At 65.1% G+C, this 23,927-nt stretch carries 26 protein-coding genes and 2 pseudogenes; 15 read left to right on the top strand and 13 right to left on the bottom strand.

The genetic code is table 11. The annotated features are described in order from the left end of the window. Positions 1-3: 3 nt before the first annotated feature. Both M5I08_RS26595 and M5I08_RS06195 read right to left on the bottom strand, forming a co-directional pair. On the bottom strand, positions 4-111 hold the full coding sequence (locus M5I08_RS26595; protein ID WP_370328581.1) for a hypothetical protein: 108 nt from the start codon (positions 109-111) through the stop codon (positions 4-6). Beyond that, on the bottom strand, positions 104-337 hold the full coding sequence (locus M5I08_RS06195) for a TetR family transcriptional regulator (RefSeq protein WP_249763155.1): 234 nt from the start codon (positions 335-337) through the stop codon (positions 104-106). Before M5I08_RS06195 ends, M5I08_RS26595 begins: the two co-directional genes overlap by 8 nt. Positions 338-681: 344 nt before the next feature. Here M5I08_RS06195 and M5I08_RS06190 point away from each other — a divergent pair. From M5I08_RS06190 to M5I08_RS06155, 8 genes and pseudogenes are all read left to right on the top strand, one after another. Beyond that, a pseudogene (locus M5I08_RS06190) lies at positions 682-2,351 on the top strand (nitrite/sulfite reductase). 15 nt (positions 2,352-2,366) lie between these two features. Continuing rightward, positions 2,367-3,119, top strand: a complete 753-nt coding sequence (locus M5I08_RS06185; protein ID WP_219065644.1) for a phosphoadenylyl-sulfate reductase — start codon at positions 2,367-2,369, stop codon at positions 3,117-3,119. 70 nt (positions 3,120-3,189) lie between these two features. Continuing rightward, the gene (locus M5I08_RS06180; protein WP_219065643.1) at positions 3,190-4,548 is read left to right on the top strand and encodes an FAD-dependent oxidoreductase; all 1,359 of its coding nucleotides are present in this window, start codon (positions 3,190-3,192) and stop codon (positions 4,546-4,548) included. 64 nt (positions 4,549-4,612) lie between these two features. Further along, a pseudogene (gene fdxA / locus M5I08_RS06175) lies at positions 4,613-4,943 on the top strand (ferredoxin). Positions 4,944-5,171: 228 nt separating this feature from the next. Then, positions 5,172-5,456: a YgaP family membrane protein gene (locus M5I08_RS06170; protein WP_249763154.1), complete on the top strand. Its 285-nt coding sequence runs from the start codon at positions 5,172-5,174 to the stop codon at positions 5,454-5,456. Between the two features lie 203 nt (positions 5,457-5,659). Beyond that, positions 5,660-6,940 (top strand): NAD(P)/FAD-dependent oxidoreductase, encoded by a 1,281-nt coding sequence (locus tag M5I08_RS06165; protein WP_219065642.1) that lies wholly within the window; start codon positions 5,660-5,662, stop codon positions 6,938-6,940. Between the two features lie 97 nt (positions 6,941-7,037). After that, positions 7,038-7,667, top strand: coding sequence for a class I SAM-dependent methyltransferase (locus M5I08_RS06160; RefSeq protein WP_219065641.1), 630 nt, complete (start codon positions 7,038-7,040; stop codon positions 7,665-7,667). A gap of 500 nt (positions 7,668-8,167) precedes the next feature. Continuing rightward, positions 8,168-9,073, top strand: coding sequence for an SAM-dependent methyltransferase (locus M5I08_RS06155; RefSeq protein ID WP_219065640.1), 906 nt, complete (start codon positions 8,168-8,170; stop codon positions 9,071-9,073). A gap of 4 nt (positions 9,074-9,077) precedes the next feature. On the opposite strand, the gene M5I08_RS06150 is transcribed toward M5I08_RS06155, so the two are convergent. The 3 genes from M5I08_RS06150 to sodC are packed head-to-tail and all read right to left on the bottom strand — an operon-like array spanning position 9,078 to position 11,564. Next, positions 9,078-9,725 (bottom strand): LON peptidase substrate-binding domain-containing protein, encoded by a 648-nt coding sequence (locus tag M5I08_RS06150; protein WP_219065639.1) that lies wholly within the window; start codon positions 9,723-9,725, stop codon positions 9,078-9,080. Further along, positions 9,725-10,900, bottom strand: a complete 1,176-nt coding sequence (locus M5I08_RS06145) for a glutamate--cysteine ligase (RefSeq protein ID WP_219065638.1) — start codon at positions 10,898-10,900, stop codon at positions 9,725-9,727. The genes M5I08_RS06150 and M5I08_RS06145 overlap by 1 nt, the downstream gene beginning before the upstream one ends. Beyond that, a complete protein-coding gene (sodC, locus tag M5I08_RS06140) occupies positions 10,857-11,564 on the bottom strand; it encodes a superoxide dismutase[Cu-Zn] (protein ID WP_219065637.1) in 708 nt (235 codons plus the stop codon). Before sodC ends, M5I08_RS06145 begins: the two co-directional genes overlap by 44 nt. 236 nt (positions 11,565-11,800) lie before the next feature. Between sodC and M5I08_RS06135 the strand changes: the two genes are divergently transcribed. Continuing rightward, positions 11,801-12,070, top strand: a complete 270-nt coding sequence (locus M5I08_RS06135) for a metal-sensitive transcriptional regulator (RefSeq protein WP_219065636.1) — start codon at positions 11,801-11,803, stop codon at positions 12,068-12,070. A gap of 220 nt (positions 12,071-12,290) precedes the next feature. Here the strand turns inward: M5I08_RS06135 and M5I08_RS06130 are convergent, their stop codons facing one another. The 6 genes from M5I08_RS06130 to M5I08_RS06110 form a co-directional block, all read right to left on the bottom strand. Then, positions 12,291-15,170 (bottom strand): MMPL/RND family transporter, encoded by a 2,880-nt coding sequence (locus tag M5I08_RS06130; RefSeq protein ID WP_249763153.1) that lies wholly within the window; start codon positions 15,168-15,170, stop codon positions 12,291-12,293. Then, positions 15,167-15,598, bottom strand: coding sequence for an MmpS family transport accessory protein (locus M5I08_RS06125; protein ID WP_219065741.1), 432 nt, complete (start codon positions 15,596-15,598; stop codon positions 15,167-15,169). The genes M5I08_RS06130 and M5I08_RS06125 overlap by 4 nt, the downstream gene beginning before the upstream one ends. 61 nt (positions 15,599-15,659) lie before the next feature. Next, on the bottom strand, positions 15,660-15,908 hold the full coding sequence (locus M5I08_RS06120) for a metal-sensitive transcriptional regulator (RefSeq protein WP_219065739.1): 249 nt from the start codon (positions 15,906-15,908) through the stop codon (positions 15,660-15,662). Positions 15,909-15,960: 52 nt separating this feature from the next. After that, on the bottom strand, positions 15,961-16,110 hold the full coding sequence (locus tag M5I08_RS27420) for a DUF8730 family Cys-rich protein (RefSeq protein ID WP_502213839.1): 150 nt from the start codon (positions 16,108-16,110) through the stop codon (positions 15,961-15,963). Continuing rightward, positions 16,110-16,724, bottom strand: a complete 615-nt coding sequence (locus tag M5I08_RS06115) for a mycothiol-dependent nitroreductase Rv2466c family protein (protein WP_219065635.1) — start codon at positions 16,722-16,724, stop codon at positions 16,110-16,112. The genes M5I08_RS27420 and M5I08_RS06115 overlap by 1 nt, the downstream gene beginning before the upstream one ends. Continuing rightward, positions 16,721-17,131, bottom strand: coding sequence for a DUF302 domain-containing protein (locus tag M5I08_RS06110; RefSeq protein WP_219065634.1), 411 nt, complete (start codon positions 17,129-17,131; stop codon positions 16,721-16,723). The genes M5I08_RS06115 and M5I08_RS06110 overlap by 4 nt, the downstream gene beginning before the upstream one ends. Before the next feature lie 676 nt (positions 17,132-17,807). Between M5I08_RS06110 and M5I08_RS06105 the strand changes: the two genes are divergently transcribed. Then, positions 17,808-19,265 (top strand): NAD(P)/FAD-dependent oxidoreductase, encoded by a 1,458-nt coding sequence (locus tag M5I08_RS06105; protein WP_219065633.1) that lies wholly within the window; start codon positions 17,808-17,810, stop codon positions 19,263-19,265. A gap of 20 nt (positions 19,266-19,285) precedes the next feature. Then, positions 19,286-19,462 (top strand): hypothetical protein, encoded by a 177-nt coding sequence (locus M5I08_RS06100; RefSeq protein WP_219065754.1) that lies wholly within the window; start codon positions 19,286-19,288, stop codon positions 19,460-19,462. Positions 19,463-19,766: 304 nt separating this feature from the next. Here the strand turns inward: M5I08_RS06100 and M5I08_RS06095 are convergent, their stop codons facing one another. Beyond that, a complete protein-coding gene (locus M5I08_RS06095) occupies positions 19,767-20,231 on the bottom strand; it encodes a LytR C-terminal domain-containing protein (protein ID WP_219065632.1) in 465 nt (154 codons plus the stop codon). Between the two features lie 64 nt (positions 20,232-20,295). Then, complete coding sequence (napA, locus tag M5I08_RS06090; protein WP_219065631.1) at positions 20,296-20,604, bottom strand: nucleoid-associated protein NapA; 309 nt, start codon at positions 20,602-20,604, stop codon at positions 20,296-20,298. A 238-nt stretch (positions 20,605-20,842) separates the two neighbouring features. On the opposite strand from napA, the gene M5I08_RS06085 reads away from it, so the two are divergent. The 4 genes from M5I08_RS06085 (at position 20,843) to M5I08_RS06070 (ending at position 23,908) form a co-directional block, all read left to right on the top strand. Continuing rightward, positions 20,843-21,436 carry a peptide deformylase gene (locus M5I08_RS06085; protein ID WP_219065630.1) on the top strand — a complete coding sequence of 198 codons (594 nt, stop codon included), beginning with the start codon at positions 20,843-20,845 and terminating at the stop codon, positions 21,434-21,436. After that, positions 21,436-22,311, top strand: a complete 876-nt coding sequence (locus M5I08_RS06080; protein ID WP_219065629.1) for an N-acetylglutamate synthase, CG3035 family — start codon at positions 21,436-21,438, stop codon at positions 22,309-22,311. The genes M5I08_RS06085 and M5I08_RS06080 overlap by 1 nt, the downstream gene beginning before the upstream one ends. 67 nt (positions 22,312-22,378) lie before the next feature. Next, the gene (locus M5I08_RS06075; RefSeq protein ID WP_219065628.1) at positions 22,379-23,266 is read left to right on the top strand and encodes an exodeoxyribonuclease III; all 888 of its coding nucleotides are present in this window, start codon (positions 22,379-22,381) and stop codon (positions 23,264-23,266) included. 201 nt (positions 23,267-23,467) lie between these two features. Further along, on the top strand, positions 23,468-23,908 hold the full coding sequence (locus tag M5I08_RS06070; RefSeq protein ID WP_219065627.1) for a hypothetical protein: 441 nt from the start codon (positions 23,468-23,470) through the stop codon (positions 23,906-23,908). Positions 23,909-23,927 lie beyond the last annotated feature (19 nt).

The raw sequence follows: 23,927 nt of genomic DNA, 5'->3' as shown, positions 1-23,927 counted from the left end.
AAGTCAGTCGGCGCTGAGCGCTTGGATCAGTCGGTTCATGACGGCGCCGGCTTCGTCGCGCGCCTGATCGCGATCTTGTGCCCGTGCCACGTAGAGGGTCGCTTCACGCATCGCGCCGAGCATCGTCAAATCGGTCGCCTCGATTGGCTGCGTCGGCCACTTCGCCGTCGGCTTGTTCGAAGACCGCCGCAAACAGCTCCGTCTTGTCGGCGAAGTGATGATACAGGGCGCCGCGGGTCACGCCTGCGGCACGCACGATCGTCTCCAGCGCCACCTCGGCGAAACCCTGCGCAGCCAATAGCGGACGCGCCGCCTGCGTACGACGGCTTGTATCCATTCCATCCCATTGGTTTCGCGCAACGATGCCCACCGCTAGGCTCGCCCGTAGAATCGGGACGTGACCAGCACGCACAACTCGTCGAGCATCCGGCCCTTACCAGCTAGTTCTAAATGACCTGCACAATAGGACGACCTTTCGCTTGTCTGCATGCTTCAGACGCCGCTGTCGTCATGCAACGAACGCTTGGGCGGTTACAGGTTCGCTCGATGCGGGTACCACACCCCTTGGGGATACCGTGGCCGAGAAGCCCGATGGCTCGGGCGGCCAATCGGTGTTGGCGTTTGGCGTGCCCTGCCCGCGCCGACAACTTCGTGAAGGACGTGGAAGGAGAGGTCCAAAAGATGAGCACCACGCGGTCCGGTAAGACGCGCAGTGAAGGCCAGTGGGCGCTGGGTGAGCGTGCGCCGCTCAACGACAAGGAACGGCTCAAACACGACGACGCCCCGCTGAATGTGCGCGCGCGGATTTTGGACGTCTACGCCAAGCAGGGCTTCGACAGCATCGACAAAAGCGACTTGCGCGGGACCGGTTTCGCTGGATGGGGCTGTACACCCAGCGTGAGCAGGGCTATGACGGGTCTTGGACCGGGGACGAGAACATCGACACGATCGAGGCCCGCTACTTCATGATGCGGATCCGTTCCGACGGCAAGGCACTCTCGGCGACCGCGTTGCGTACCCTGGGTGAAATTTCTACCGAGTTCGCCCGCGACACCGCTGACATCGGTGATCGGGAGAATCTGCAGATCCACTGGGTAGAAATCGAGAATGTTCCCGAGATTTGGCGGCGGCTCGACGAGGTGGGCTTGCAGACCACCGAGGCGTGCGGGGATTGCCCGCGCGGCTTCCACGGTTCACCGCTGGCCGGCGAGTCGCTGGACGAGGTGCTTGATCCCACCCCGGCCATCGAGGAGATCACCCGAAGGTTTTTGGGCAATCCCGCATACGCGGATTTGCCCCGCAAGTACAAGACCGCGATCTCGGGATTGCAGGACGTCTCGCATGAGACCCACGATGTGGCGTTCATCGGTGTCAACCATCCCGAGCATGGCCCCGGCATGGACCTGTGGGTCGGCGGCGGCCTGTCGACCAACCCGATGCTGGCCCAACGGGTGGGCGCCTGGGTGCCGTTGGCCGAGGTCCCCGACGTGTGGGAGGCGGTGACCGCGCTGTTCCGCGATTACGGCTATCGGCGGCTGCGGTCCAAGGCGCGGCTGAAGTTCTTGGTCAAGGACTGGGGGGTGGAAAAATTCCGGGAGGTGCTCGAAACCGAGTATCTCAAGCGACGTCTTATTGACGGGCCGGCCCCGCAGCCGATCACCCACCCGGTCGATCACGTGGGGGTGCAGCGCCAAAAAAACGGGCTCAACGCGATCGGCGTCGCCGCGATCGCGGGGCGGGTTTCAGGCACCGTGCTGTCGGCGGTGGCCGACCTGATGGAGCAGGCGGGCTCGGATCGGGTCCGGTTCAGCCCGTATCAGAAGCTGATCATCCTGGACGTGCCCGACGAAAAGGTCCAGCAGATGGTGGCCGGCCTCGATGCGTTGGGGTTGCCGTCGCGGCCGTCGCGCTGGCACCGAAACCTTATGGGCTGCACCAGGATCGAGTTTTGCAAGCTTTCGTTCACCGAGACCCGGGTCCGCGCGCAGGCGCTGGTGCCGGAGTTGGAGGATCGCCTGGCCGACATCAACGACGGGCTGGACGTGCCGATCAGCGTCGGGCTCAACGGCTGCCCCAATTCGTGTGCCCGCATCCAGGTCAGCGACATCGGGTTGAAGGGACAGATGCTCGACGACGGCCACGGCGGATCGGTCGAGGGTTTCCAAGTGCATCTGGGTGGAGGTCTTGGCCAAGACGCGGGTTTTGGCCGCAAACTGCGCGGGCACAAAATCTACAGCCACGAGCTCGGCGACTACCTCGACCGCGTGGTGCGCAATTTCCTCGATAAGCATGACCCCGGCGAGCGTTTCGCCAACTGGGCGTTGCGCGCCGACGAGGAGGATCTGCGATGACAACAGGACAACCAGATGAGCGGAGAGGATGACCTTTTGACCGAGGCGCAATTTCGAGAGCTCGCCGCGCGGGGTGCCGCCGAACTCGACGGCGCCGGCGCCACCGAGCTGCTGGGCTGGACCGACCGAACCTTCCCCGGCAAATGGGTGGTCGCCTGCAATATGCAAGACGCCGTCCTAGTGGATCTGGCCGCCACGGTGCGCCCGGGTGTGCCGGTGATCTTCATCGACACCGGTAACGAATTCCCGGAGACCATCGGCATGCGCGATGCGGTCGCGGCGACCTATGACATCCGATTGATCACCATCACCCCCGAGCCTTCGGTGCTCGAGTTGGGCACGAGCCTGTGCTACACCGATCCCGGCGAGTGCTGCCGGCTGCGTAAGGTCGTCCCGCTGGCCAAAGCACTGCCCGAGTATTGCGCGTGGGTGACCGGGCTGCGCCGCGCCGACGCGTCGACCCGCTCCGACGCCCCGCTGGTCAGCTTCGACGAGAAGTTCAAGTTGGTGAAGGTCAACCCGCTGGCCGCGTGGTCCGACCAGGACATGACCGACTACATCACACAGCACAACGTGCTGGTCAACCCGCTGGTGCACGAAGGCTACCCGTCGATCGGTTGCGCACCCAACACCACCAAACCGGCGCCCGGCGCTGACAAGCGCAGCGGTCGCTTTGCCGGATTCAACAAGACCGAATGCGGCCTGCACGTCACGTCACCGCGCCTTCGCCCAGCCGGTCCCGACGTACGTCATACCGGAGGCTTGTAATGACTTTGAGGTTCGAAATGGCAAACCGGCCTCGTCGCCGCGATGTTCACCATTTCAAGAGGTCTTGACCGTGCGTGCGTATTACGTCGCGATTGTGGGTTCTGGCCCGTCAGCGTTTTTCGCCGCCGCAGCGCTGCTGAGGGCCGCCGACTCGTCCGCGGATTTCGACGTCATGGTGGACATGCTCGAGATGCTGCCGACACCGGGGGGACTGGTGCGCTCCGGCGTGGCGCCTGATCATCCGAAGATCAAATCGGTGAGCAACCAGTTCGACAAGACCGCCGCAGACCCGCGCTACCGCTTCTTCGGCAACATACGGGTAGGCGAACACATCGCGGCTGGTGAGCTCGCCGAGCGCTACGACGCGGTGATCTATGCGGTGGGCGCGCAGGCGGATCGGGCGCTGAATATTCCCGGCGAAGAGTTACCGGGCAGCATCGCCGCGGTCGACTTCGTGGGCTGGTACAACGCGCACCCCGACTTTGCGCAGCTGGTTCCCGACCTGTCCGGTGCCCGCGCCGTGGTGGTCGGCAACGGCAACGTCGCGCTGGATGTCGCCCGCATCCTGGTCACCGATCCCGAGGTGCTCGCGCTCACCGATATCGCCGATCACGCATTGGAGTCGCTGCGCCCGTGCGGCGTGCAGGAGGTGCTGATCATCGGTCGGCGCGGTCCGCTGCAGGCAGCATTCACCACGGTGGAGTTGCGTGAGTTGGGCAACCTGGACCAAGTCGACGTGGTGATCGATCCCGCTGAATTGGCCGGTATCACCGACGACGAGGCCGCCGCCGTGGGCAAGATCGCCAAACAGAATATCAAGGTGCTGCGCGACTACGCGGGTCGCCAACCGCGCCCCGGATATCGGCGAATTGTGTTCCGGTTCATGACTTCCCCGATCGAGATCCAAGGCGAGGAGAAAGTCGAGCGGATCGTGTTGGGCCGCAACGAGCTGGTCTGCGACCAAAGTGGGCGGATGGTGGCCACCGACACCGGCGTGCGCGAGGAGCTGTCGGCCCAGCTGGTGGTGCGCGCGGTCGGGTATCGCGGCATACCCATCGCGGGCCTGCCGTTCGACGCCAAGACCGCAACCATTCCCAACACCCACGGCCGAATCGCGGGCAGCCGCAACGAATATGTCGTCGGGTGGATCAAACGCGGCCCAACCGGCGTGATCGGCACCAACAAGAAGGACGCCCAAGACACCGTCGATGCCCTGCTGGCCGACGTGGCCGACAGTGCGCCGGCCGGTTTCGGGCAAGACCACGCCGACAGGCTCGCCGACTGGCTGAGGTCACGTCAACCGGAGCTGGTCACCGGCGCGCATTGGCAGCTTATCGACGACTACGAGCGAGCAGCCGGTGAGCCGCACGGCCGGCCCCGCGTCAAACTCGCGGCTCTCGAAGAACTGCTGCGGATAGCTCACGGCTGACCGGCGAACACCAACGCTTCGGCGTTGGATGCCCTGAAAATCAGAAAAGTAAGGGAGATGTCTTGTGACCTATGTGATCACCGAACCCTGTGTCGACATCAAAGACAAATCGTGCATCGATGAATGCCCGGTCGACTGTATCTATGAGGGTGATCGGATGCTTTACATCCAGCCCGACGAATGCATCGACTGCGGCGCCTGCGAGCCGGTATGCCCGGTCGAGGCCATCTACACCGAACATCTACACCGAAGAGGATGTGCCAGACGAGTGGAGCGACTACACCCAGTTCAACGCCGACTTTTTCGCAGAACTCGGCTCACCCGGCGGTGCGGCGAGAGTCGGCCTCACCGAAAACGATCCCGCCGCTGTCAAAAATCTCGAGAGCAAGGCTTGACCAGTTTGGTGGATACCGGCCCGGCCGCTGGAGCGTCATATGCCAGCCCTGGAATCGTTTTCTAGGCGGCCGACGTGGCGGCCACCGACGGCTTAGCCGGCAGCGGCAATTTCAACAAGGCGCCGGATATGGTTTGTTTTCATACCCCTGGGGGAATGCATCGTGGCGATGGCGGGGAAATTCGGATTCGCGCGTTATCGACGCCGACACGAAAGGAGTGAAGTTTTCATGCAGACCGAACAACGCACGGCCGCGATCGAGCGGGGAGCGTTCGGGATGCCGCGGCCGCAAGGATGGACACTCGAGCGCACCATTCACCTGCTGGCGGGAGGCGTGGTGTTGGTGAGTTTGCTTCTGGGGCATAAAGTTTCGGCCCGGTGGAGGATGCTCACCGGCTTCGTGGGAGCCAACCTGCTGCTCGAGGCCGCAGTGGGCTGGTGCCCGACCAGTGTTTTGCTGCATCGACTCGGCATCCCGACGGCGGCCGAGCGGGCGTCTGGCTGCGGCGCTTAGCCCACAAAGTCCGACGCGGCGGACGCCTCGCTTGGGTTTCTGCAGCGTGACAGAAAAGTCGCCGGTGGCGTTGACGGTCTGTAAGCCGGCAGGCACCGAAGTCAGTGCAAGTCGAAGTAAACATTGAGGAGATGCAACGTGTTTCGCATACCAGTCACGGTGAACCGAATGTTGGGCGTCACCCCCAGCGCCGCAGGAGCGTCGTGAGCCGCGCGCGCCCCCGGGTGCTGATCCTGGGTAGCAGCTTCGCGGGGCTGACCACCGCACGTTTTATCCGGGCACACTGCGGCGATGCGGTGGAGCTGACGGTAATCGACCGCAACCCGTATCTGATCTTCGTGCCGAACATCCCGATGGAGGTGTTCGCCGACCACGATCCGTTGGTGTCGATGCACATGCAAACCGTCCGGTTTCATGACCGCGACGGCAACGAGTTCATCAACGCCGCGGTCACCGCGATCCACCCCGACACCAAGCGGGTGACCTTCACCCCGACCGACCGTGCCGGCTCGGCGCCCGAGACGATCGGCTATGACTATCTGGTGGTGGCCCTGGGCAACCAACTGGCCTATGACCGGATCGAAGGTTTCGGGGAGTTCGGCGACACCGTCTCCAGCGGATACTACGGTAACAAGCTGCGCCGCAAGCTTTTCGGAGGCGGCTACAAGGGCGGCCCGATCGCTATCGGCTCTGCCCGCTTCCATCAAGGCCTCGAGCACAAGCCCGACTGGCTGCCGGTCGCCGAAGCGGCCTGTGAAGGCCCCCCGCTGGAGCTGGCGTTGTCGATGGCGCACTGGCTCGGTGAGCACTCGATGGGCGATGCCCACAAAATCACCTTGTTCACCCCGGCAAAAACCATCGCCGAGGACGCCGGGGAAAAAATCGTCAAAGAGTTCCTGAACCTGGCCACCGACATGGGTTTCGGATACCTGCCCGCAACCCAGGACGTCGCACGCATCACCGCGGACGGCATTGAGTTCGCCAACGGCCAGAGCATGGAAGCCGAGCTGAAGATCCTCATGCCCGACTGGGTGCCGCACGCGTTTGTCAAGGATCTGCCGATCACCGACGAATACGGCTTCGTGCTCACCGGCACCGACATGCGCAACCGCGACCACCCGGAGGTTTTCGCCGTGGGTGACGCGGCCGCGCTGACCGTGCCCAAGCTCGGTTCCCTTGGCCATCAGCAGGCCGAGATCGTCGCCCGCCAGATCGCGGTCGAGGTCGGAAGCCTCGACCGCGCCCGAGTCGGCGGACCCTATCGACCCGAGATCATCTGCTTCGGCGACATGGGCGCACACAAGGGCTTCTACATCCACTCCGACACCTGGTACGGAGGCAAGACCAGCGTCTTCAAAATGGGGTACGCGTCGTGGGCGATGAAGATGGCGTTCAAAGAGATGTACTTCCGCACTGGCGGCAAACCCGTTTCCTGGGGGATGCCCGCCACCGAGTTCGCCATGGACCGGCTGCCGCTTCCGTGACGAACCGCAGCTCGATTTCGGTGAGCACGGCCCACAATGGGCGATCGGCGAGCCTGGGATCCGACACCGCCCCCTAACAGCTGGATCGGAGCAACATATGGATGCGCAGGCTTGGGATGCTCGCTACGGTGGGGCTGAACCGCTGTGGGGCGTCGAGCCGAACAGGTTCGTCGCCGCTGAAATGTCGGCAGCAACCCCGGGACGGGCGCTAGACGTGGCCTGCGGTGAGGGCCGAAACGCAATCTGGCTTGCCAGCCGCGGCTGGCAAGCCGTCGGCGTCGATTTCTCCAAACAGGGACTCGAGCGCGCGGCGCAACTGGCCAGGCGTGCCGGAGTCGCCGACCGGGTCGACTTCCAGGTCGTCGATGTGGTGCACGAGACGCTGCCGGCCGGATCGTTCGACGCGGTCATCGTCGCTTATCTGCAGCTGCCGCAAACCCCGCGCCGCGCCGCATTGCGCAACGCGGCTGCAGCGGTTGCACCCGGCGGCACCCTACTCGTAGTGGGCCATGACAGCACCAACCTCGCCGACGGGGTCGGCGGGCCGCAGGACATCGAGGTGTTGTTCACCCCGCAGGACGTGGTCGCCGACCTGGCCGGCCTGACGGAATTTGTGGTGCAGAAAGCGCAAAAGGTCCGGCGGCCGGTGCCCGACGCCGACCGCGACGCAATCGACGCGTTGGTGCGGCTGCGACGCGAAACGCGCGACGGCGAGAGCCGCAAATGATGCGCGGACGGGCGTTGGCGGCGAGGAGCCGGCAGACGAGAACGGCCGGCCCCACCCCGGGGCGGACCCCGTGCATGTGATGGCTCCCCTGTGGGTGGGGTTTCTGATTGGGGCCGCGTTCGGCGTGCCGGCTTCGCTATGGGGAATCGGCAACCCCGAGACTGTTATTCGCACGGCCACGCTGGTGGACCGGCTGCTCGTCGGATGCTTTGCCTACGTGACGGCGGTCGGCGCGGCGAAGGCCACCGCGACGTGCTTTATGCGATCCGGGGTGGCCGCTGGGCGCGCGGCGCGCTCACGCTGCGACTTCAGGACAGCCGGCGCGCGGTGCTCACGACTAGCGTGCACTATCAGCACAGGATCGCCGCCCGAGCCGTTTGGGCACTGATTGGCCCACCGCATCGGGTCATCGCACCACGTCTGGTGGAGCGCACGGCCCGTCGTGGCCACACTGCGGCGCCGCCCTGACTACCCACCGCGGAAGCGGGTAGACAGGGAGGATGGCGCGCACTGACGACGACAGCTGGGACATCACCGAGACCGTCGGCGCGACCGCACTCGGTGTGGCGATGGCCCGCGCCGCTGAATCCACCCAGGAATGCCCGCTGTTCACCGACCCCTACGCGCAGCTCTTCGTCGACGCCGCGCGCGAAAACGGCTGGGAGCCAACGGCTTCGATGACCGGGCGGGTGCGAATCATCGGAGGCTATGCCGCGGCGCGCACCAAGTGGTTCGACGAGTTCTTCATCGCCGCCGGCGCGAACGGCATCGAACAGGCGGTGATCCTGGCCTCGGGCCTGGATGCTCGGGCCTGGCGGCTGCCGTGGGTGCAGGGCAGCGTCGTCTATGAGATCGACCAGCCTCGGGTGCTGGCGTTCAAGGCCAACACGCTCGCGGCACACGGCGCCCAGCCTTCCGTCACGTATCAGGCGGTGCAAATCGATCTGCGGTCGGACTGGCCGACAGCATTGCGTGAAGCCGGTTTTGATGCGTCGACGCCGACGGCATGGTCTGCCGAGGGGGTGTTGCCGTACTTGCCTGCGGCCGGTCAGGATGTGCTGTTCGAGCGGGTCGCCGCGCTCAGCGCCGACGGGAGCCGACTTGCTGTTGAGGCGTTGGGCCCCAACAACTTCGACCCGGAGTATCTGGAGCGCCGCCGCGAACACCTACGGCGTGTCCTCTCCGACGCGGGGCAGGAAAGTGACGCGAACGTACCGGACATCGCAGATCTGTGGTTCACCGAGGAACGTGCCGACCTCGCGGAGTGGCTGGCCGGCCGCGGCTGGACGGTCACCGTGATTGAGCCGCTGAATCTGATGGAGCGCTACGGTCGCAGGCCGACGGGCGACGTCGAGGATCTCACGCCGCGCAGCGTGTTCCTCGAGGCCCGGCTCAACACGACATAGCGGATTACTCCGAGAGCTGGAATTCGACCACGGCCGCAACGGAATCCACCGCCTCGCTCAGCGCGGCAAGCCGTTCGGCGGCAGACGGTGCCGCCAGCACGGAGTAGCGGTCCGCCGCGCCGATCGGAACACGCGAGGCCAGCGCATACAGCCGCGCGCCGGGATCGACGGTGTCCGCGTCGATACCCAGCACCACCGCCCGCGTCGGCAACGAAAAGTTGCGGGCCGCCGCGATTCGCTCGAACAACGCCATCACCCGGTCTTCGAGCTCTTCCAGTTGCCCGGCAGTCACGGGTTCGCCCGGCTCGTCCGGCCAGACCTGCGTAAGAGCCCGCGGGTAGGGATCGTCGGGCAACCACTCGGACACCCGGATCCGTTCACCGGTACGGCAACGCAACACGAACCGGCCCGAGCCAGCGATTTCCGCGCACTCGGTGATCCTGGCGACCGTCCCGACGTCGCAGCGCACGTCGCCGCCGCCGATCTCGCGGCCCTGCGAGATCAGCACGACACCGAAACGAGGGTCGTCGTCGCGCATGCAGTCCCGTACCAGCGCGGTATAGCGCTGTTCGAAAATTTGCATCGGCAGCTCTTCGTCGGGCAGCAGCGCCGACTGGAGTGGAAACATCGCCATCGGAACGGCTGTTGCCATCAGATATCCAGCTCACCGATCAGCGCGTCGACAACAGCGCGCAGGTCTCCGTCGTGCTCCTCGGCGACCCGGCGCTGACGCCGATACGACGCGCCAAGCCGCCAGATGTCGGCCACCGAGGCCAATTCGTCGACGCAGTGCAGCGACCTCGCGACCGGCTCGAGGCGGTCAAGTAGGTCGGTTAGGTCGTCGGTGACCAGGCGTTCATTGCTTTCGGCGTCGAGGATGATCACCGCGTCCAGCCCGTATCGGGCGGCGCGCCATTTGTTCTCTTGAACGTGCCAGGGCGGCATGGTCGGCAGGGTTTCGCCGGCATCGAGCCGACGGTCCAGGTCGACGACCAGACAGTGCGTCAACGCCACCAACGCAGCAAGCTCGCGCAAGTTGGACACGCCGTCGCAGATCCGCACTTCGAGTGTGCCCAGATGCGGCGACGGCCTTATGTCCCAACGGATCTCGTCCGTATGGTCGATGATGCCGGTCTTCTTCTGGTCGTAGACGAAATCTTCGAATTCCGCCCACTTCTGGAAGTGGAACGGCAACCCTGCGGTGGGTAGCTGCTGGAACATCATGGCCCGATTGCTCGCGTAGCCGGTGTCCTCCCCACCCCACCACGGCGACGAGGCGGACAGCGCCAGCAGATGCGGGTAGTACTGTAGCAGCGAGGTCATGATCGGCATTACTTTGGCGGCCGACGACATTCCGACGTGCACGTGCACACCCCAGATCAGCATCTGCCGGCCCCACCACTGGGTACGCTTGATCAGCTCGGCGTAGCGCGGCGCGTCGGTGAGCTTCTGGGTGGACCACCGCGCGAAGGGGTGGGTGCCCGCGCAGAACAACTCCATGCCGCGGTCGCGGACGACCCGCCGTGCGGGGCCGAGGGTTTCGCGCAGATCCTCCACCGCCTGCGCGGTGGAATCGCAGATGCCGCTGACCACCTCGACGGTGTTGCGCAGCAATTCCTTGTGCACACGTGGGTTTTCGCCGATCTCGGCGATGACGGCGGTGGCTTCGTTGCTCAGGTCGCGCGTCTGCGCGTCGACGAGCGCGAACTCCCACTCCACCCCGATCGTCGACCGAGACGACCCGGCGAAGTCGATATGGGCCTGCGCCCTGCTGGCTGGCGCGCTAGCCGGCACCAATGACACCGCACGCCACCCGCTTGCCGGCATCACCGGTGGACATCGTGGTTTGGTCGGGGCCCGGTGGCCCGTTGACCTGGGTGTAGCGATCGGCCGGGATGTTGGCGAAGTTGTCGGCGCCGGCGTGAATGACGATCGCAGTCCCCGCGCCGGCCAGCAGTTGGTCCTTGGTGAACGCGTCGGTTGTCGTCACCAACAAGGCCCCGCCGTCCTTGCGGACCTCCAGCGAGGTCAGGTCGCCGCTTTCGGGGTCACCGGTATGCCCCGGCGCCTGGAAATGCCCACCGGCCGAGAGGAAGTCGCCCGGTGCCCCGCCGGTCGGGGCGACCGAGTTGGCCTCACACTTGCCCGCCGAGTGGATGTGTAGGCCATGGAATCCGGGCGTCAACGAGCCCTGTCCGGTGGTCTCGACAGTGATCGTCGCGTAGCCGTTGGCGAATTCGAACTTGGCCGTCGCCACCTTGGCGCCGTCCGGCGCGATCAGGTGGGCGGTCAGACTCTCCGGTGCCACCGGCCCCCCAGGTTGTTGGGTCCCCGACGGCGGCGGCGACCCGGTCCAGATCGCCGGCGTCGTCCCGGGGGAGGTCGCTGGTGGCTGGTTGGGCTTGCATGCGCTCGAGAGCGCGGCCGACGCGACGAGCGGAACCAATGCGGTGACAACGGCGACGTTTCGGCGTGTGGCGGGCTTAACCATGGGGAGAGCCTATCCCGGCGACGACGCGGCCCGGAACGGGCCGAGGAGTGAGCGGGATCGCCGCCGTGCATGCACGCGGGATCGCCCGCCGCAGCCACATTTTTTGAAGCAAGAACCGTGGCATGATCGCATGTATGTTCGGGCCGTCGGTACCCATAGAGGTATTCTCCGCTCGCAACCTGGCGCGGATATACCCCAGGGGGTACGATAAACCCAGCTTGGATGTGAGGGAACCGATGATAGGCGACAAGGAAACCATCACCGCGGTGCTCAACAGGTTGCGGCGCGCTCAAGGGCAGCTCGCCGGGGTGATTGCCATGATCGAGCAGGGCCGCGACCGTAACGACGTGGTGACCCAGCTGGCGGCGGTGTCGCGCGCCCTTGACCGGGCCGGCTTAAAGATCGTCGCTTCAGGTCTGCGGGGTTGCATCATGGGCGGCAGCCCAGGCGGCGGGCCACGATTGACCGAAGCCGAACTGGAAAAGCTTTTTCTGACCCTGGCCTAGTCCCGCCACGTGCGCAATCACCAACCGGCACCGTGACATCGAGGAGCAGAACCAATGACCCGTACCTGATGGTGCAGCTGTCCGACTAGTCCGGCCTGCACGACATCGCCGATCACACCGCCGCCAAGCTACGCGCCGCCATCAGCGCCTCTGAGCCGATCTCTGATGCAAATTCGGTGAGAAACGGTGCCAACGTTCGACGGCCTCGGGAGCTTCACAGTTACCGCGCATCCGTCTCCTCACCCAGAAGAAGGGAGCGAACCAGCCGGCGCGGCCCGAAGGGTCGAAGCATGAAGCTGGCCGGGCGCGGGCGCACCCGCAGCGGCCACCAGAACCAGCGTCCCAACAGCGCGGCGATCGACGGCGTCATCAGCGAGCGCACGACCAGGGTGTCGAACAGCAGACCTAGCCCAATCGTGCTGCCGGCCTGGCCGATTGAAATCAGGTCGCTGGCGACCATGGACATCATGGTGAAGGCGAACACCAGGCCCGCCGCGGTGACGACCCCACCGGTGCTGCCCATGGAGCGGATGATGCCGGTTTTCAGCCCGGCGCCGATCTCCTCCTGGAACCGCGACACCAGCAGAAGGTTGTAGTCGGAGCCGACAGCGAGCAGGATGATCAGCCCGAACACCGGCGCGATCCAGTTCAACTGCAGGCCCATGATGTGCTGCCACACCAGCACCGACAGCCCGAAGGCAGCGCCCAGCGACACCAGCACCGTCCCGATGATCACCAACGAAGCGACCAGCGCACGGGTGATGATCACCATGACGACGAAAATCAAGGTCAGCGCAGCGATTCCCACGATCAGCAGGTCGTAACGGGAGCCCGACTCGATGTCGCGGTATATCGCCGCAGTCCCGGCGAGGTAAAACTTCGCGTCGGTCAGCGCCGTTCCCTTGACCGCTTGATGCGCGGCAGCGAGTTCCGGCAGGACCGCGGAAATACCTGCCGGAGTCGCCGGATCCGCGCCGTGGGTGATGATGAATCGCGCGGCCTTGCCGTCCGGGGACAGAAACAGCTTCAAGCCGCGCTGGAAGTCGGCATTCTGGAACGCTTCCGGCGGCAGGTAGAAGTAGTCGCCGCTGCGCGAGGCGTCGAAGGCCTGGCCCATCGCGCTGGCGGTGTCGGTCATCTGCGCCATCTGCGTGAGCAGGCCCGAGAAGCTGCTGTGCATGGTCAGCAGGGTGCCCTGCATGGATTTGGCGACGGCGATGATCGGCGGGAACTCGGCGAGCATCTGCGGCAAGATCGCGTCGATGTTGTGGATGTCGGTGATCAGCGCGCTCATGTTCTCGCTGAACTGGTCCACGCCGTCGATCGCCTCGAACAGCGATTTGGTCGCCCAACAGATCGGGATGTCGAAACAGTGTTGTTCCCAATACAAGTAGCTGCGCAGCGGCCTGGCGAAATCGTCGAAGTCCGCCAGGTGGTCGCGCATCTCGTTCAGCGTGGACTGCAAATCGCCCATATCACCGACCATGTGATGCGTCGTGTTACTCATCTGGGCGAGCAAGGCCTGCATCCGTTGCATCGAGGCGATCATGACGCCGAGATCGTCGCTCATCTTGAGCATGTCGGCCGCCCGGTCCTTCATGAATCGCAGGTTTTCCTGGATCGGAATCGACTGGGCACTGATTTGGAACGGTATCGAGGTGTGCTCGATCGGCCCGCCCAGCGGCCGGGTGATGCTTTGCACCATGGCGATTCCCGGTGAACGGAAGACGTCCTTGGCGATCCGGTCGAGGATGATCATGTCACCGCTGTTGCGCATGTCGTGATCGCTTTCGATCATGAGGATGTCGGGATTCATGGTGGCGGCGCTGAAATGACGCTCTGCGGCGGCATAGCCGACATTCGACGGCAGGCTGGGGGGGATGTAGAAGCGGTCGTTGTAGCTGACCGACATGCTCGGCATGAACAGGATGCCGACGATCGCCAGGGCCAGCGAGGCCGCAAGCACCGGAGCGGGCCAGCGCACGGTGGCGGTGCCGATGCGCCGCCACCCGCGCGTCTTGATCATCCGTCTGGGGTCGAGCAAGCTAAACCGAGTGGCCAGGACGACAACGGCCGGCGCCGCGGTCATCGCTCCCGCGACGACGACGAGCAGCCCCACAGCAGATGGAATGCCGAGCGCCTTGAAATATGACAGGCGCGCCAGGTGCAGGCAGAACGTGGCGCCGGCGATGGTCAGTCCCGAGCCCAAGACGATGTGAAAGGTGCCGCGAAACATCGAGTAATAGGCGGTTTCTCGATCCTCGCCGGCCTGACGAGCCTCTTGGTAGCGGCCGACGAGAAAGATCGCATAATCGGTTCCCGCCGCGATCGCCAGTGAGGACAGCATGGCCACCACGAACGTCGAAAAACCCAGCCAGTTGTTGTTCCCGAGAAGCGCGACAAGTCCTCTGGCCGTGCCCATCTCGAAGCCGACCATGACCAGAATCAGCAGTACCGTGCTGATCGATCGATAAGCGATAAAGAGCATGATCATGATGACCACGCCCGTCACACCCATCATTTTCAGCATGCTCTTGTCGGCAGCCTCGTTCATGTCGGTGTTCAGCGGCGCCGGACCGGTCTCGTAGACCTTGAGCCCGGTGGGCGGCGCTGATTTGTCGATAATCTCGCGCACCGCTTTCACCGACTCGTTTCCCAGGGTGCTGCCCTGGTCGCCGGCCAGATTGAGTTCGGCGTAAGCGGCTTTGCCGTCCCGGCTCTGCACACCGGCGGCCGTCAGGGGATCTCCCCAGACGTTTTGGACGTGCTGGACGTGCTTGGTGTCGGCCCGCAACTTGCGCACCAGACCGTCGTAATAGCGATGCGCCTGCTCGCCGAGCGGCTTGTCGCTCTCCAAGACGATCATCGCGATGCTGTCGGAGTTCGACTCGTGAAACGTGGCGCCGATCTGCTTGGCGGCGATCATCGCCGGGGCATCCTTTGGCGACATCGTCAGCGCGTGGTTTCGCGCCACCGACTCGATCGGCGGCACAAGCACATTCAGGGCCACAGTCAACAGCAGCCAGGCGATGAGGATCGGCACGGCGAACCGGCGCACGAACCGCATGAATTTCGGCCGGTCTTGGTTATCGGTGTTCATGCCGCTTTCACCAAGCAGGAAGTCTGAGCGTGATGCCCGGCCGAGGATTGCTCGGCTTTGACCACACCGTTGACGGTGATGCGACATCCGATGTTGTCGCTGCTGCCTTGGGCCACGACGTTGGCGATGACGGCCGGCGTCGTCGTGGCGATGGTGAAGGTCCAGGGCAGGCCGGTGAAGCTGGCCTGTTGCGGCTGGGCGTTTTGGTCCAAGTAGCTCACGCTTCCGGCGGTGTTGCCGGGCCCGTAGACGTCGTATGTCACCCGCTTGACGTGAGAGGGCTCAAGAGGTTCGGCAGTGCTGCCGGTCGCGGTGAAGATCGCCTCAGAGCCGAAAACACCGCGCAGCCGGGCCACGGCAATACCGCCGAGGGCGACCGCGACCACGACGACGAGCGGCACCCAAGCTCGCTTGAGAATGTTGAAAATCGAAGTACCCCTTCGCTCGTGGCCTGGACCTGGGCGGCGTGACTCGGCGCGAGGGGCAACCTCAGGCCAAAGACAGGAACAGCTTTTCGAGCTCTGCTTCGGTGAGCGTCTTACCGAGTCTGCTGTCGGTTCCGGTGATGCAACACCGCATCCCGGAGGCGACGATCTTGAACCCGGCACGGTCGAGCGCTCGGGAGACGGCGGCCAGTTGCGTGACAACGTCCCTGCAGTCACGGCCCGCTTCGATCATCGCAATGACCCCGGCGAGTTGGCCTTGCGCGCGCCGTAGCCGCCTGAGTACCAGATCCATTGCGTCGGCGTCATGGGAATTCACGATTGGGGCTTCTTTCTACGGGAGTGGATTATCGCCGCCGCCACGGGCGGGCTTTCGCTTCCGGATGGCCGTCACACCACTGCGACGGCGGTATCTGAGCCTTCACTTCGGCGATGTGCCGACCGCAGCCCGACCAGGTCACCAGGCCGCAAGTCCGGCACCGAACGGCGTGGCACATCAACGGTCCTCCGCACTGTCCGTTGATGGCGGCCCCTGATAGGGACGTTGCAGTACGGCGAATCCGGGGGTCGACGCCGCTGTCACCACGGCGTCAAGCAGCGCCGCGCCGGCGTCTCGAGTAGGCCGATCCGTCAGCACCGGTCCGAAAAATCCCCTGTTGTCGACGGCGATGATCGGGCTGCCGCTCCTGCCGCCGAGCGCGTCCTGACTGCGTTGATGAGCCGCGCGCACGGCATCGTCCCATGCCGGGTGGTCGAGCGCGTCCAGCAATGCCGGACTGCAGCTCGTCGCCGCTAGCGCCTCTTTGACCGTGCTCTCGGCCAGCTCCCGGCCGCCGTCGTGCACCAAGGCGCCTAAAGCTTCATACAGGTCGCTGAATGCTCCGGGCCCGCCTCCGGCCGTCGCCGCGGCCAAGACCCGGCCCACCCGACGTGACCAGCCGAGTTTGGCCCGCTGCGCGGGCGCCGTGTCGTGGCCGTCGTTAAGCACTGCGAGGTTCATTTGCCGCAGCGTGACACTGCGTCCGGTGGCGGTGGCCGCATCCAGTAACCAGCGGGACGTCACCCAGGCGAACGGGCATACCGGGTCGACGTAAAGGTCGATCGCTGTCATCGCAGTTCCTCGGTGAGAGTGCTGATCGCGGCGTGTAGTTGTCGTGTCGCTTGCTCGGCGACCGGGGACAATGCCGCATCGTGGACGACGTCCACCATCATCTGGGGGTTCATCGCCTCGATGTGCACTGTTGCCGGGTTCTCTACATCTTCTCGGACCACGACATTGCAAGGCAACAGCAATCCGACCTGCTTGTTCGCCGACAAAGCCCGGTGCGCCAGTGTGGGGTTGCAGGCACCGAGAATCAGGTAGCGCTCCATCGACTCTCCCAGCTTGTCTTTGAGAGTCGCTTGCACGTCAATCTCGGTTAGGACGCCAAAGCCATTGTCCTTCAAGACTTCCCGAGTCCGTGAGACAACCTTGTCGAAGTCGGCTGTGTGGATCGATGTGCTTATGGCAATGGACATGGTTCTGCCTCTCCTGGTAGCGGTTGCGTGCTGATCAACAGCAAAAGACGTGGTGCATAGTAGGTTTCGTGCTCATGGCGGTGAGTTGCGCGACGCCTGAGCCGCCCGACTGCGCAGGCCCGCCAGCGACGGGGCCGCAGCCTAAGCGAACCGCGAGCCTGCCATGCTGGCGCGGCGGTAGTCGACGAGCCGGCGGGCACCCGTGCCGGCCCTCCCGCCTGCCGGTCATCGCCACCTCCTCAGCTGGTGTGAACGTACAACGTACGAAGTATAGCCGATACCCGGCCGGGTATATTCCATGGGCGCTGGCATGGGCGCGGCTTTGAGTCACTCGCGTTCGCGGCCGTTGAAGCCGGCGTGCCTTTTGCATGGCCGCCGACGCATCGGCACACAAACCCGCCCACAGAGCCGATCGTCGAGCGAGGGCGTCGCCGTGGCTTGTTTGACAAATCGTCGGTTAGCTCGGCGGGTCCATCAGCGGCTAGCTGAACCGATTCTTGAGTGAGCGGGGCCGGCGGTTTGGGGCGGCTTTGCGTTGCCCTCCCCTGCGCGCTGGGAGCAAGACCGGCTCGTTGCGGCGTCCATGCCTGTATCGCTTATACCCACGCGGGTATATGATGACATGAGATTAGAGCCGCATCACCCCAACGGGCCTGGTCTCAACGAGGAGCGTCACATGGCACGAGTAGTCATCCTAGGCGCGGGCATCGCCGGACACACCGCCGCACTGCACCTGCGCCGATGGCTGGCCCGCAAACACGAGGTCGTCGTGATTTCGCCCAACGCCGACTGGAACTGGATTCCGTCGAACATCTGGGTCGGCGTAGGCCGGATGCAACCGGCGAAGGTGCTGATTCCGCTCAAGCCGATCTACGAGCGCAAGGGCATCGTCTTCCACCAGGGGCTCGCGACCGCGATCCGCCCCGAGGGCACCGGCGCACAGTCGTCGCCGTCGGTGGATTTCACCTACACCGGCGGCGAGGCGCGCGACGGGGAGACCGGGACGCTTACCTACGACTACCTCATCAACGCCACCGGCCCGCAACTGAACTTCACGGCCACGCCCGGCCTCGGACCCGATGGACACTCCTACTCGGTGTGCACCCCAGCTCACGCTGTCGAGGCAGCCAAGGCGCTCGATCGGGTCATCGCCAAGCTGAAGGCCGGCGAGAAGCAGCGCCTGGTCGTCGGCGTCGGGCATGGCACCTGCACGTGTGAGGGCGCGGCGTTCGAGTACGCGTTCAACGTCGAGCACACGCTCCGCGCGGCCGGCGTGCGCGACCTCGCCGAGATCTACTACCTCACCAACGAGTACGAACTGGGCGACTTCGGCGTCGACGGGATGCATTTCCAAGACAAGGGCTTCTTGCAGTCCAGCCGGATGTGGACCGAGTCGCTGTTCCGCGAGCGCGGCGTCAAAGCCATCACGCAGGCCGCCGTGCACGAGGTGATGGACGGCAAGCTGCGCTACGAGCAGCTCGACGGCAAAGAATACGACCTGGACTTCGACTTCGCGATGCTGCTGCCGCCATTTCGGGGCGTCGACCTCGCCGCCTACGACAAGGACGGCAACGACATCACCTCCGTGCTCTTCGCGCCGTCGGGCTTCCTCAAGGTCGACGCCGACTACTCGGGCAAGCCGTACGAGGAGTGGTCCGCCGGGGACTGGCCGCACACCTACGAGTCGCCCGCCTATCCCAATATCTTCGCGCCGGGTATCGCTTTCGCGCCCCCGCACCCGATCTCCAAGCCGCGCAAGAGCGCCAACGGCACGGTCATCACGCCCAGCCCGCCGCGCACCGGGATGCCGTCGGGAGTCATGGCCAAGACGGTCGCCGAGACCATCCGCGACCGCATCAAAAACCCGGAAGCGTCCGCCCACCGCGCCTCGATGGCGACCATGGGCGCCGCGTGCGTCGCCTCGGCCGGTACCGGGTTAACCAAGGGCTCGGCCGCCGCGATGACGATGTTCCCGGTAGTCCCCGACCCGGTGAAGTACCCGCAGACCGGCCGCGACATCCCCGGCACGTACGGTGAGCTCGGCCTGGCCGGCCACTGGATCAAGCTGACGCTGCATTACATGTTCATCTACAAGGCCAAGGCCAAGCCGTTCTGGTGGTTGATTCCGGAATGACCCGAATGAAAGGCATACCCATGGACGACCGCGACATCTATTCGGAGATGGACACGCGAACGGCCGAAAGCATCGCCGACGCCCCACTGCCCACGCGCGCGACGCTGCGAATGCGCCAAAACCTCCTCGTCCAGTTCTGGCGCTTCGCCCGCCTCAATCTCAAGATGATGCGGGTCATCTTCAGCGGCCACGACTGACCCGTGACCGGGTTTGCTAGGCAGCTGTCGGCGGCCTCGATGCACAGGCGCCGGCGCCTGGCCAACTTCACGGCGCGATCACCGGCCACTGAATCTATCCGCAAGGGCGAGTCCGGCCATGGGCCGTCGGGTCGGATGTGTACCCGCTGGCATCATCGGGTCAAAAACCTTCCGGGGCTGGCGTGACCGACAACCGCCCAACGGCACCGCGATCCTGACCTCGCCGTCGGGGCAGACCTATGCCCGGGATTCCTGACCCCACGCCGACCACGACCCCACCTTCGTTTTAGATCGGGTCAGGCCCTTAGCGCACGACCACCACGATGACGCCGGGCGGCTGATCGGCGACTTCGCGCGTCCGCGGTTCAACGTGCGCTTTCAATAGCTGGCCCACGCCGTCCGCGGTTTCGCGCTCGCCGGGCGCATCGGTGAAGTACACCGTGGTGGCCGAAACGTCGGGCAACGACAGATTTCCGACGTCGGTGACGTTGAAGCCGCCGTGCTTGAGCTGGTCCGCGGTGTGCCCGGCCACGCCCTGTCGGCCCGAGATGTTGTAGACGCGTACATCGGCGTTCGGCGCGGGCTTCACCGAGGTTTTCGACGGCATTGCGCTCGCCGTCACAGTTGAGCCCGCCGAGTCATCCTCGGAGTTAGTACCTGATCCCATTGCCTGAAAACCGACCAGCAGGAAAATGACACCGAGAAACAGCAACACCATCACCATGGCCCGCAGGGGTAGCCCGGTCGAATCGGGAAGCCGCTCACTCATATGCCGCCACTTTATCTGGGACTGCGCCAAAACCCACACCGACGCTCAGCGGGCCGGTGATACCTCAGGTGACTTCGAAGCCCAGCCGTCTTGCCGCCCGCGCCTTCTGACGACTAGCGCGCAGCCGTCGTAGCCGCTTGACCAGCATCGGGTCGGCTGCCAATGCCTCGGGCCGGTCGACTAACGCGTTCAACACCTGGTAGTAGCGCGTGGCGGACATTGAAAACAACTCTTTGACGGCTTCTTCTTTGGCGCCGGCGTATTTCCACCATTGGCGCTCGAACGCCAAAATGTCGTGCTCGCGACGGGTCAGCCCATCGGCGAGTGCAGAGTCGTCCCCTGATCGATTAGCCCGCGCCTCGGCGCTGTCCATATCGCTTCCACGACCCTTTCGGCGAATTCTCGAATGCTCGCTGCTCCAGCGAATATTCAACCATGCTCGCAACTGTTGATCCGTAACCCAGGCCCGCGAGTCGGCTGACCCGCTGAGATTGTCCGCCGCGCCTCAGGCCGCAACCCGAGCGCATCGTCGGCGGGCTTAAGCCCGATTGCCCGCCTCCTCCTCACGCCGCAAGCGGCGTGCATCGTCGGCGGGCTTAAGCTTGCCGGTCATGGCAGTCGTACCCATTCGCATCGTGGGAGATCCGGTCTTGCACACCCCAACCAGGCCAGTTCCCGTCGCCGCGGACGGATCGCTCCCGGGCGATCTGGCCGATTTGATCTCCACGCTTTATGACACCATGGACGCCGCTTACGGAGTTGGCCTGGCCGCCAACCAGATCGGCGTCGACTTGCGAGTGTTCGTCTACGACTGCGCCGACGACCGTGGGCAATCGGCACGCCGTCGCGGCGTGGTGGTCAATCCGGTGCTCGAAACCTCGGAGATTCCCGAGACCATGCCTGATCCAGACGACGACGACGAGGGTTGCCTCTCGGTACCGGGTGAGTCGTTTCCGACCGGGCGCGCCGAGTGGGCCCGGGTCACCGGGCTCGACGCCGACGGCAGCCCGATCACGCTCGAGGGCTCAGGGTTGTTCGCTCGCATGCTCCAGCACGAGACCGGACATCTGGATGGCTTCCTGTATCTGGACCGCTTGATCGGACGCCATGCCCGGGCCGCAAAACGGGCGGTGAAATCCCACGGCTGGGGTGTTCCCGGGCTGTCGTGGACACCGGGTGAGGATCCGGACCCGTTCGGTCACTGATGGTTTCGTGGCCACCACCCGGCACCAGGGTCATGGTGCGGTACCGTCGGCCCGCTGGGTCGAGCCCGCCGCTGACCGACGCGGTCGGCCATCTCCTGGACATCGAGCCGCTGGTGCGGGTCCAAACGAAAACCGGGGCGGTGGTGCAGTTCGCGTCCGCGGACGTGGTCGCAGTGCGGGCGCTAACCGATACGCCGGTGCGCACCTCGCAGATCCGCGCGCTCGAGCATGCCGCCGCCTTCGCCTGGCCGGGCGTCGAGCAGCAGTGGCTGGACGGTTGGCTGCTGCGCGCCGGGCACGGCGTCACCTCATGCGCGAACTCCGCTGTCCCGCTCGACATCACAGCCCGCATAGCGACGATCCCGGCAATAGTCGACTGGTACGCCCAACGCAGGTTGACCCCGCGGCTGGCGATCGCCGACCGCTTGCTGCGGCTGCCCGGTACGGGTGGACAGGCGAACGCCGTGCTGGTACGCGATGTGCGCACCGCCGAGCCCGACCCGTCGGTCCGGCTGTCGGACCATCCGGACGACGCCTGGCTGCGGCTCTACCGCCGCGACGTCCCCGTCGACGTCCTCACCGCCGTCGTCGACGGCGAGGCCGTGTTCGGTAGGCACACCGACGTCGCGGTGGCGCGAGCTTCGGTGACCGCCGCCCCGGATGGCAGCCGGTGGGTGGGCCTGTCGGCGATGCGGGTGGCCGACCAGGATGCCGCCCGGGCGGTCTCCGAAGCGCTGCTGGCGTGGGGCGCGGCTCGGGGTGCGACCCGTGGGTATGTCCGGGTCCGCGACGACGATTCCACCGCAGCCGGCCTGGCCCAGTCGCTGGGCTTTGCGCTGCATCACCGCGCGCGCTACGTCACGGCAGCCACGTAGTTCGGCGACGATGCGGGCAGCGAAGCGGCCCGGGGAGGAGGCGAACAATTCACGTAGGGTTCGGGCCATGCCCGACGGCGGTGTTGACGGCGGTGTCGATGGCGGCGACCCGCTGCGCCCGGCTGCGCCGCGCTTGCGATCGCCGTGCCTTCGGCTGGCCACCTGGAACGTCAATTCGATCCGCGCTCGGTTAGACCGGGTGCTCGATTGGCTGGGGCGCGCCGAGGTGGACGTGCTGGCCATGCAAGAAACCAAGTGCGCCGACGACCAGTTCCCGACGATGCCGTTCTTGGAGCTCGGCTACGAGGTGGCGCACTGCGGGTTCAACCAGTGGAACGGCGTGGCGATCGCATCACGGGTTGGCCTGGATGCGATCGAAGTCGGCTTCGAGGGCCAGCCGAGCTGGAGCAGCAAGCCGGACCTGGCGGCCGCGGCCGAAGCCCGCGCGCTGGCCGCCACCTGCGCAGGGGTACGGGTGTGGAGTCTGTACGTACCCAACGGCCGCGCCGTGGGCGACCCTCATTACACGTACAAGCTGAATTGGCTTGCCGCACTGCGCGGTACAGCCGCAGGCTGGCTTCGCGACGATCCCTCGGCGCAAATCGCGCTCGTCGGCGACTGGAATATCGCCCCGACCGACGACGACGTGTGGAGCGTCGAATTCTTCCAGGGCGCCACACATGTCTCGGAGCCGGAACGCAAGGCGTTCAACGCTATTGTCGACGCTCAATTCGCCGACGTGGTAAGGCCTTTCGCCCCCGGCCCCGGCGTCTACACATATTGGGATTACACCCAACTGCGATTTCCCAAGCGACAAGGCATGCGCATCGACTTCATTCTCGCCTCTCCCGCGCTAGCCGGGCGGGTTGTCGACGCGCAGATCGTCCGGGACGAACGTAAGGGCCAGGCACCCAGCGACCACGTGCCGGTTTTGGTGGATCTGCGCCGAACTTGACGCCCGCGATAACAGGTTTGGGTATTCATTGTCTGTTCATCTGCCGGACAACGTCATAGGATTGCGAGATGCTGCCCCAATTGCGCCCTATTGTGACGGTTCCATGAACTTTACGAGTTTGCGCGTATGCAACCCCCGCCCGTATGGCGTTCACTGGGTATCAGATTCACGACCTCAACAACAAATCATCAGGGAGTCATCATGAGTGTCGTTGGCGGCGCTGTACGCAGCCTTACTCGAACGGTGGGTCGTGCCGCTGAGGCCACCACCGAGGCCGCAGGCGCAGTGGGCGGTGCCGCGGTCAACGGTGCCGTCGGCGCCGCGACCGGCGCGGTCGCCGGTGTGCAGCGGGGCATTGGCCGCGGCAGCCATTCGGTGCCGGCCGCCGCGTTGACGTTGGGCGCGCTTGGTGTCGCCGGCCTCGTCGAGTGGCCGGTGCTGTTGGCCGTCGGCGGCGGCGCGTTACTGCTGCGGCAGCTGAACAACGGGCATGCCGACGGCTCCCATAAAGCGTCGGCCTCGCCGGTGAAGGCAGTTCCGAACACGTCGACCAGTTCGGCCAGTTCGCCGAAGCCACGCAACTCACCGGCTAAACGGGCACCGGCCCGGTCGCGCGGCACACAGTCGCGCACCCGCCGCTAATTCTTCGGTTGGGTACCGT

The sequence above is a fragment of the Candidatus Mycobacterium methanotrophicum genome (assembly GCF_023515995.1).
Classification (GTDB): Bacteria; Actinomycetota; Actinomycetes; order Mycobacteriales; family Mycobacteriaceae; genus Mycobacterium; species Mycobacterium methanotrophicum.
This window is presented reverse-complemented; position numbering and strand designations above follow the sequence as displayed.

Coding starts and splice junctions, on each gene's coding strand:
- M5I08_RS26595 (WP_370328581.1), bottom strand. CDS start 111: ATGCGTGAAGCGACCCTCTACGTGGCACGGGCACAAGATCGCGATCAG.
- M5I08_RS06195 (WP_249763155.1), bottom strand. CDS start 337: ATGGATACAAGCCGTCGTACGCAGGCGGCGCGTCCGCTATTGGCTGCG.
- M5I08_RS06185 (WP_219065644.1), top strand. CDS start 2,367: ATGAGCGGAGAGGATGACCTTTTGACCGAGGCGCAATTTCGAGAGCTC.
- M5I08_RS06170 (WP_249763154.1), top strand. CDS start 5,172: ATGCAGACCGAACAACGCACGGCCGCGATCGAGCGGGGAGCGTTCGGG.
- M5I08_RS06160 (WP_219065641.1), top strand. CDS start 7,038: ATGGATGCGCAGGCTTGGGATGCTCGCTACGGTGGGGCTGAACCGCTG.
- M5I08_RS06155 (WP_219065640.1), top strand. CDS start 8,168: ATGGCGCGCACTGACGACGACAGCTGGGACATCACCGAGACCGTCGGC.
- M5I08_RS06150 (WP_219065639.1), bottom strand. CDS start 9,725: ATGGCAACAGCCGTTCCGATGGCGATGTTTCCACTCCAGTCGGCGCTG.
- M5I08_RS06145 (WP_219065638.1), bottom strand. CDS start 10,900: ATGCCGGCAAGCGGGTGGCGTGCGGTGTCATTGGTGCCGGCTAGCGCG.
- sodC (WP_219065637.1), bottom strand. CDS start 11,564: ATGGTTAAGCCCGCCACACGCCGAAACGTCGCCGTTGTCACCGCATTG.
- M5I08_RS06135 (WP_219065636.1), top strand. CDS start 11,801: ATGATAGGCGACAAGGAAACCATCACCGCGGTGCTCAACAGGTTGCGG.
- M5I08_RS06130 (WP_249763153.1), bottom strand. CDS start 15,170: ATGAACACCGATAACCAAGACCGGCCGAAATTCATGCGGTTCGTGCGC.
- M5I08_RS06120 (WP_219065739.1), bottom strand. CDS start 15,908: ATGGATCTGGTACTCAGGCGGCTACGGCGCGCGCAAGGCCAACTCGCC.
- M5I08_RS27420 (WP_502213839.1), bottom strand. CDS start 16,110: ATGTGCCACGCCGTTCGGTGCCGGACTTGCGGCCTGGTGACCTGGTCG.
- M5I08_RS06115 (WP_219065635.1), bottom strand. CDS start 16,724: ATGACAGCGATCGACCTTTACGTCGACCCGGTATGCCCGTTCGCCTGG.
- M5I08_RS06110 (WP_219065634.1), bottom strand. CDS start 17,131: ATGTCCATTGCCATAAGCACATCGATCCACACAGCCGACTTCGACAAG.
- M5I08_RS06105 (WP_219065633.1), top strand. CDS start 17,808: ATGGCACGAGTAGTCATCCTAGGCGCGGGCATCGCCGGACACACCGCC.
- M5I08_RS06100 (WP_219065754.1), top strand. CDS start 19,286: ATGGACGACCGCGACATCTATTCGGAGATGGACACGCGAACGGCCGAA.
- M5I08_RS06095 (WP_219065632.1), bottom strand. CDS start 20,231: ATGAGTGAGCGGCTTCCCGATTCGACCGGGCTACCCCTGCGGGCCATG.
- napA (WP_219065631.1), bottom strand. CDS start 20,604: ATGGACAGCGCCGAGGCGCGGGCTAATCGATCAGGGGACGACTCTGCA.
- M5I08_RS06085 (WP_219065630.1), top strand. CDS start 20,843: ATGGCAGTCGTACCCATTCGCATCGTGGGAGATCCGGTCTTGCACACC.
- M5I08_RS06080 (WP_219065629.1), top strand. CDS start 21,436: ATGGTTTCGTGGCCACCACCCGGCACCAGGGTCATGGTGCGGTACCGT.
- M5I08_RS06075 (WP_219065628.1), top strand. CDS start 22,379: ATGCCCGACGGCGGTGTTGACGGCGGTGTCGATGGCGGCGACCCGCTG.
- M5I08_RS06070 (WP_219065627.1), top strand. CDS start 23,468: ATGAGTGTCGTTGGCGGCGCTGTACGCAGCCTTACTCGAACGGTGGGT.